General features: G+C 59.3%; 6 protein-coding genes. All 6 read right to left on the reverse strand.

What is annotated here, in order from left to right:
* Positions 1-312: 312 nt before the first annotated feature.
* The 6 genes from tsaD to acpS are packed head-to-tail and all read right to left on the reverse strand — an operon-like array spanning position 313 to position 7,136.
* The gene (gene tsaD, locus DW943_RS10175; protein WP_117862965.1) at positions 313-2,697 is read right to left on the reverse strand and encodes a tRNA (adenosine(37)-N6)-threonylcarbamoyltransferase complex transferase subunit TsaD; all 2,385 of its coding nucleotides are present in this window, start codon (positions 2,695-2,697) and stop codon (positions 313-315) included.
* A complete protein-coding gene (gene tsaE / locus DW943_RS10180) occupies positions 2,684-3,190 on the reverse strand; it encodes a tRNA (adenosine(37)-N6)-threonylcarbamoyltransferase complex ATPase subunit type 1 TsaE (protein WP_089573670.1) in 507 nt (168 codons plus the stop codon). The genes tsaD and tsaE overlap by 14 nt, the downstream gene beginning before the upstream one ends.
* A gap of 12 nt (positions 3,191-3,202) precedes the next feature.
* On the reverse strand, positions 3,203-3,823 hold the full coding sequence (locus DW943_RS10185) for a uracil-DNA glycosylase (protein ID WP_117565042.1): 621 nt from the start codon (positions 3,821-3,823) through the stop codon (positions 3,203-3,205).
* Positions 3,824-3,831: 8 nt separating this feature from the next.
* Positions 3,832-4,977 (reverse strand): alanine racemase, encoded by a 1,146-nt coding sequence (alr, locus tag DW943_RS10190; protein WP_117798368.1) that lies wholly within the window; start codon positions 4,975-4,977, stop codon positions 3,832-3,834.
* Between the two features lie 2 nt (positions 4,978-4,979).
* On the reverse strand, positions 4,980-6,596 hold the full coding sequence (locus DW943_RS10195) for an NAD(P)H-hydrate dehydratase (RefSeq protein ID WP_117862966.1): 1,617 nt from the start codon (positions 6,594-6,596) through the stop codon (positions 4,980-4,982).
* Positions 6,597-7,136 (reverse strand): holo-ACP synthase, encoded by a 540-nt coding sequence (gene acpS / locus DW943_RS10200; protein ID WP_117655164.1) that lies wholly within the window; start codon positions 7,134-7,136, stop codon positions 6,597-6,599.
* Positions 7,137-7,329: the final 193 nt, after the last annotated feature.

Here is a 7,329-nt window from a genome sequence, read left to right on the forward strand (position 1 = left end):
CGCCCGCCCCGCCCCCGAGGAGCTCCCATCCCAAATGTGCGGAGCAAAGCTCCGCGCACCATCTTTTTCTTTCAGCTAAAGCACGCCGGAAATTCGACGCAGCTGGCTAACCTTGCCGGACGTTGTCGACGCCAAACCAGCTCAGAAGCTATATCGATACAGAAAGGTCCCCGGACGGAGGGGCCGGATATAAGGTTTATCGCGAGTTCCGCACGCAAAGAAGGCCACTTAATGTGGCCTTCGTCTTGCGCAGGACTGTAGAGCAGGAAACCTTATATCCGGCCCCTCCGTCCGGGGACCGCGCCGTACCAGCTACAGCGTCATGTTTGGATCGGCGTCGACGTCGAACGGCGAGATTCCTCCTCGGTCGAATTTACGGCGGGCAACCTCTGCGATCATGGCGGCGTTGTCGGTGCACGCCGAAAGCGGTGGCACCGTTACGCGGATCCCCTGACGCCCGAGCTTCTTGATCATCATCTCGCGCAGATGCGGATTAGCCGAGACACCACCGCCGATGCAATACTCCTTGCACCCGGTGGCGTGCAGGGCGTTTTTGGCCTTCTTGTACTGCACGTCAAAGACCGCCGCCTCAAACGAGGCCGCTAGGTCGGGCAGGTGAATCGTGCGCCCGGCCTTGGTCTCCTGCTCGATGTAGAGCGTCACCGCCGTCTTGAGGCCCGAAAGCGAGAAGCGATAGTCCCCCCTGCTGTTAAGCGCACGGGGGAAATCGATCGCCTTGGGGTTGCCCGTCTCGGCAAGCTTGGAGATGATAGGGCCTCCGGGATAGCCAAGACCCAGTGCCTTTGCCACCTTGTCGAAGGCTTCGCCCACGGCGTCGTCGAGCGTCTCGCCAAGCACTTCATAGTCGCCCCATGCCTTTACGTGCACGAGCATGGTGTGCCCGCCCGAAACGAGCGTAAAGATAAACGGGGGCTTGAGGTCGGGCTGCGCCAACAGGTTGGCAAACAGGTGGCCCTCCAGATGGTTGACGCACACGAGCGGCTTGCCGGCGGCATAGGCAAAGCCCTTGGCGAAGGCGACGCCCACTACCAGAGCACCCACCAGGCCCGGACCCTGTGTCACGCCAACAGCGGCGAGTTCGCTCGGCGCGATGGCTCCACCCTCAAGACCAAGCGATGCTGCGGCATCCTCGAGCGCCGCATCCACGACACTCACAATCACCTCAACGTGTTTGCGCGAGGCGATCTCGGGCACCACGCCGCCAAAGCGGGCGTGAAAATCAATCTGTGTCGACACCTGGTTAGCCAGCATATTGCCATCCGCATCGATAATCGCCACGGCCGTCTCGTCGCAGGAGCTCTCGATAGCGAGCACTAGGCGGCGGCGCTCAATTTCGGCACGCTCCCCCTCGGAGCGCCCAGGCGCAGGCAGCGGCCATACGCGCTGCTCTGCCGCCGTCGGCTCGGGCGAAGCATTATCGACCGGAAGCACCAGGGGCAGCGGAGCCGTCATGACGATGGCGTCCTTGCCGGCACCATAGTAGCCGCGGCGACGGCCAGCCTCGGTAAAGCCCAGAGCGTTATAAAGCGCGGTCGCTCCCTCGTTACCGTCCTCGACCTCGAGCGAAGCCGTAGTGCAGCCGAGCATCTGGGCATCATAGCTCACGTGCGACAGCAGCTTGCGGGCAATGCCCTCACGGCGATGTGCCGGGTCGACGGCGACATCCAGAATCTGCACATCACCGTCCACGACCATACCGCCGGCAAGGCCCAGCAGCTTGCCGTCGTCGTGTGCCACCCACCAACTACGCGGCGCAGCGACGTCCTCGCCCAGTTCGGACAGGAACATGCCCGGCGTCCATGCCTCGTGTCCGGCACCTTCAAAGCAGGCAGCCTCCAGCGCGCTCGCGCCCTCGGCATCCGCCGCGCCCATGGGACGGAACTGCAGATGACGACCGGCGAGCTCATCGGCAACACCCGTAATTTCGCTCTGCGCACTCTCGGCAAGACCAAGACGCTTGCGCTCGTTTTCCTCGGCATCCGAAAGGCGCGTGTAAATCGGCAGGACGCGGGCCGGATCGCCGTCACCCGCAGCGTGCGCGAGCAGCAAGCCCTCGCCCGAAGGCCACCACAGGTCGCGCTCCACGCAGCGGGCGGCCTCGTCCTCACCCAGCAGCTTGCCATAGCGCACGAGACCGTCACCGGTCAGCTGAACCTGGCCCCAGTCCGCTGCTTGGCGCCACTCATCGAGCGCCACGGCGGCCTTGACCACGTGTTCGCGCTCAAATTGACGCTCGGGACCCTCATCGACCAGCATATACAGCGCCGGATATACCTCACCGCGCATAGCATCGGCCAAGATACCAAGCTTGCCGCGCACGCCAGCCTTCCACGCCGTCCAAGCGCAAGCGTCGAGCGTCGACACGCCCAGCAGCGGAACATTGGCACCACGCGCGAGGCCCTTGGCAGTGGAGATGCCGATGCGCACACCCGTAAAGGACCCCGGGCCGCGGCCGACCACATAGCAACCAACATCGCTGCGATCCAGACCGGCTTGAGCCAGCACGCCATCAACGGTGTTCACGAGCTCAACGTTGGCGTGACGGCGACACATGTGGTCGCCACTCACGAGCTTCGTCTCACCCGTCTGCCCATCAATCCAGCTTGCCGCGCAGGCAAGCATGTCGGTCGAGGTATCGAGCGCCACCACCAGCGCGTTGTCGTTATGCAAGCTCATCTTGTACAGCCTTATCAATCAAATGGGAAAGCTCCATTGCGCGGTCACCGTGCGCCTCAAGCGTTATCGTTCGCACATCGCTGTCGCCCTCATCACGCCTGAGCGTCACCGAAAGATACTCATCCGTCAGCTCGTCCTGGAATTGTTCGCCCCATTCCAGCAGGCAAGCACCCTCATAGCCCAGCACATCGAAAATGCCCGTATCCTCGAGCTCGTAGGCATGCTCCAGGCGGTATAGATCAAAGTGAAACAGCGGAATACGACCTTGATCGTGAACGGCCATGAGCGCAAACGTAGGACTCGTAACCATATGCCCATCGCCCAGCCCGCGCGAGACGCCCTTGGTAAAGTGAGTTTTGCCCACTCCCAGGCCACCGGTCAGGATGAGCACATCTCCGTCCTCAAGGCACGGTGCAATTAGCTCGCCAAAGTACTCCGTATCGGCAGCGCAAGTCGTTTTGTAAGTACCTACCCCCAGGCGCTCCAGGGACATATATGCTCCTTATTATTCCGAGGCGTCCTCTGGTGCGGGATGTCGCCCCAGATAGTCGCCCAGCATCTTAAAGTCTTCCTCCAGCAGCTCCTGCCACGCTGGATTGCGTAGCGCTGCTGCCGGATGGAAAGTGGGCATTACTACAAAATGCCCCATCTGGTGGAACCTGCCGCGCAGCTTGGTAATGCCGATCTCGGTCTTGAGCACAAAGTGCGTTGCGGGGTTGCCGAGCGTCACGATGATATCGGGCCAGATGCTTCGAATCTGCTCGCGCAAAAACGGCGAGCAAGCCAGCACTTCCTCGGGACGCGGATTGCGGTTTCCCGGCGGGCGGCACTTAAGCACGTTGGCAATGTAGACGTCTTCGCGTTTGAGCCCCGCCAGCGACAAAATGCCGTTGAGGTCCTCGCCTGCCGCCCCCACAAAGGGCTCGCCCTGCAAATCCTCATTACGGCCCGGCGCCTCGCCAATAAACATCACGCGAGCGCGGGGGTTTCCCACGCCAAACACGATGTTGTGGCGCGACTGGTAAAGCTGGCAAAGGTGACAATCGCCCAGAACGGCCTCGATCTCCTCGAGTGCGACCTCACGCGGCGCCTGATGGCTATGGCCGGGAATGTGCATGACGCCCATAGCGACTCCTACACGTAGACCTTGTCGAGACGCATACCAAAGCCGCAAGCGACCTCGTAGTTAATCGTGCCGCGTAGGCGCGCCATCTCGTCCATGGTAATCTCGGCATCTCCATCGCGGCCGACAATGATCATCTCGTCACCATACTCGGCCTCGGGAATCTCATGCGCCGGGTTGGACTGAATGGCGACCATAAACTGGTCCATGCAGATATTGCCCACCTGACGCACACGCTCGCCGCGATACAGCACGTCCATACGATTGGAAAGCGTACGCGAAAGGCCATCGGCATAACCGATCGGAAGGGTGCAGATCTGAACGCGCGTGCGCGGTACGCGGTAGGTAAAGCCGTAGCCCACGCCCTCGCCCATCGCAGGGTGTGCCACGCGCGTCACACGCGCGTGGACGCTCATGACGGGATCAAGCTGCATCACGCGACCACTCAGCTCACATGGCTGCAGACCATACAAACCGATGCCGGCACGAATCATGTCAAAGTGCATTGAAGAATCGAGCATCGAGGATGGCGTATTGGCACAATGCACGATACCGCATTCAAAACCTGCGTCCTTAATGGCCTGAACGGCCTCGGTAAAACGCTGGCACTGCAGCTTGTAGTCCCAACCCGAAGGTTCATCGGCCGTGGCAAAGTGCGTAAATACGCCGTCGCACTGAATACCGCGATGGAAGCTGATGCCGCGGACAAAGTCGAGCACCTGTGTGTAGTGAACGCCGATACGATTCATGCCCGTCTCGATGGCAAGATGGTACTTGCCCACCTTGCCCGCCGCGACGGCGCATTCGCCATACGCGAGAGCAAAATCGGACGTATAGACCGAGGGCATGATATCGAACTCGAGCAATGCAGGAATAGCCTCGATAGGCGGCTCGCTTAGAATCAGGATGGGCTTAGTAATTCCGCCCTGACGGAGCCCAACGCCCTCGTTGACCGTCGCCACGGCAAACATGTCGGCGCCAGCCGAATACATGATCTTAGCGCACTCAACAGCTCCATGACCATAAGCATCGGCCTTGACCACGCAGCACAGGCGCTGACGCGGATTCAACAAGTTCTTATAGGCTCTCGTGTTGCGACGGAGCGCCCCGCGGTCGATCTCGACCCAGGACCAGCGCGTCAAATCGGCTTTATTCATGATTAGTCATCCGACCCTTCGTCCATGATTCCCAGATCTTCGAGCGCATCCTTTGCCGCCAGCTCCATGGCAGTACCGATCAAGTCGATAAGATCGGTCGCGATAACGCTCTTCTCACCATACTCCGTCGCCGCGGCAAAACCGGCGTAGCTGTGAAGTGCGACGGCGTACGAATACAGCAGCTCCCAACGATCCATCTCGTCGCGCATGGTGGCAAGCGTGCCGGCCAAAATACCCGCGAGAACATCACCAGAACCGGCAGTTGCCAGAGAAGCCGGACCCGAGAGTGGCAGCAGCACGCGCTCAACGCCACAGATAGCCGTCGTCGGCCCCTTGGCTATGACCACCAGATTGTCGGAGCCTGCAGCCCAGACAACCTTCTGCGCAGCTGCAATCGCGGTACCAAGGTCGTTCACCTCGTCACCGGCAACCAAACGCGAAAGCTCACGATAGTGCGGCGTCATAACCAACGGCTGCTCACGACGATACATCTCGGGGTTACTATCAATACCGTCAATGGCAATCTTAGCAAGGCAGTTGAGTGCATCGGCGTCCAAAATTAGCGGTACATCAAGCTCGAGCAAGCCCGAAACCACCTGCATAGCGCCAGCAGACGTCGTCATACCGGGACCGCACAGCACGCAGCTGTACTTCTTTGCGATCTCGCACACCGTCATGCGCGCAGCGGCGCCAAAGGAGCCGCGGGAATCAGACGGAATAGCAAAGACCGGAATCGAAGGAAGTGCCATGCGAATGAGATTGGCGCAGGCGTCAGGAGCCGCGACTGCCACGTAACCAGCACCCGCGCGAGCTGCAGACTTGGCCGCCATAATGGCAGCACCAGGATATTGCGCAGATCCGGCGACAATAAGCACGGAGCCACGGGAATACTTATCGATATTCGATGGTAGCGGAGCAAAGTAATCAACTAAGTCACCGGGCTCGACAATCTCGGCGGCGTGGTCGACATCATCGATGACCTCGTCAAGACGGTCGTAAAGATTGCCGCAGATCAAATCGCCAGCATACTCAGGACCATCAGCGCTATACAGACCAATCTTGGGCGCAATCATCGTCACCGTGCGCTCGGCACGAATGCAGTCGTCATCAACAACGCCCGTCTCTGCATTCAGGCCCGAGGGGACATCAATGGATACGACACAATCGGCGCATTCATTGACCGTAGGAATCCAAATGGAGAACGGCGCACGCAGATTCCCGTGGAAACCGGTACCAAAAATGGCATCGACAACAACATCGGCCTTATCGATCAAAACCTCGAGTTCATCACGCGAGGGGCCGACGCAAACGTGCACATCGCGGCCGGCAGTACGACGAGCAACATGACGTGCCAGAGCAGCAGGAATCTCATCCGGTTCAACCGGAGAAACGATATCCACGTCCACACCCTTATGGCTCAGGATATCGGCGGCAACCCAACCGTCGCCGCCATTATTACCAAAACCGACCAAAACGAGAACCCGATCGGGATTGAGCTTCAAGACCTCGTTAGCGGCAAACTCACCCGCTAGCTCCATAAGCTCGGCCTTCGAAGTCCCTTCGCGTTCGATGATATCCTCGAGACGAACGACTTCTTCGGTACTCAAAACCGGTTTCATCTATGCTCCTAGCGTATCTTGCGAAGCATCGCCCAGGTGCTCCGTCAATGCTGAATTCTGCAGCTGCTCGAGCTCATCTAATACAGAGCGAGCCTCTTTAAATGTCTGCGCAACGCGTTTCTTGGTGCTCACCTTTTCATCTTTTGGCTTAGGCCGAGCATCTTCGGTAATCGCGATGGCATTCGCAACGGCCAAGTCTCCCGTAAGCGTAATGGAAAGAGCGACCTCAACAACGCCCAGTTCTTGAGCGATCTCGAGAGCACGGCCCGAAAGCAGCGCCTTCGGTTTGCCGAGTTTATCACGCGTTACCGAAACATCCTTGCGACCCACGCCTTGACTAAAACCCGTGCCGAGAGCTTTAAGCACCGCCTCGCGCGAAGCAAAGCGGCTCGCATAGTGAGCAGCGGGACGCGATGATGCATCGCAATACGCACGCTCTTCTTCGGTAAACACACGCCGAGCAAACGACGGCGTCTTTTCAAGAATTGATTTCATGCGGGAAATCTCGACGATATCAACGCCGATACCAGCTTCAGCCATGTTCACCTCCATATCGCACAGACTAAGTTATTGTAGCCCGTTCACAGAAGATGCGACAAACGAGGGTTATAAAACACAGCTACTATGTGAGACAAATTGCCCGAGATACAAAAAAGGGGGAGGCCGCGAGGCCTCCCCCTTCTTCAGTTTCGTTGACGGCTCGGTGCCGTCCACCGGTCAGCGGCGCCCTGGC

The sequence above is a fragment of the Collinsella sp. AM44-11 genome, from assembly GCF_003467145.1.
GTDB lineage: Bacteria > Actinomycetota > Coriobacteriia > Coriobacteriales > Coriobacteriaceae > Collinsella.

What these genes read in the sequence shown, in the direction of transcription:
- tsaD (WP_117862965.1), bottom strand. Translation starts at nt 2,697, where the DNA reads ATGAGCTTGCATAACGACAACGCGCTGGTGGTGGCGCTCGATACCTCG.
- tsaE (WP_089573670.1), bottom strand. Translation starts at nt 3,190, where the DNA reads ATGTCCCTGGAGCGCCTGGGGGTAGGTACTTACAAAACGACTTGCGCT.
- DW943_RS10185 (WP_117565042.1), bottom strand. Translation starts at nt 3,823, where the DNA reads ATGGGCGTCATGCACATTCCCGGCCATAGCCATCAGGCGCCGCGTGAG.
- alr (WP_117798368.1), bottom strand. Translation starts at nt 4,977, where the DNA reads ATGAATAAAGCCGATTTGACGCGCTGGTCCTGGGTCGAGATCGACCGC.
- DW943_RS10195 (WP_117862966.1), bottom strand. Translation starts at nt 6,596, where the DNA reads ATGAAACCGGTTTTGAGTACCGAAGAAGTCGTTCGTCTCGAGGATATC.
- acpS (WP_117655164.1), bottom strand. Translation starts at nt 7,136, where the DNA reads ATGGCTGAAGCTGGTATCGGCGTTGATATCGTCGAGATTTCCCGCATG.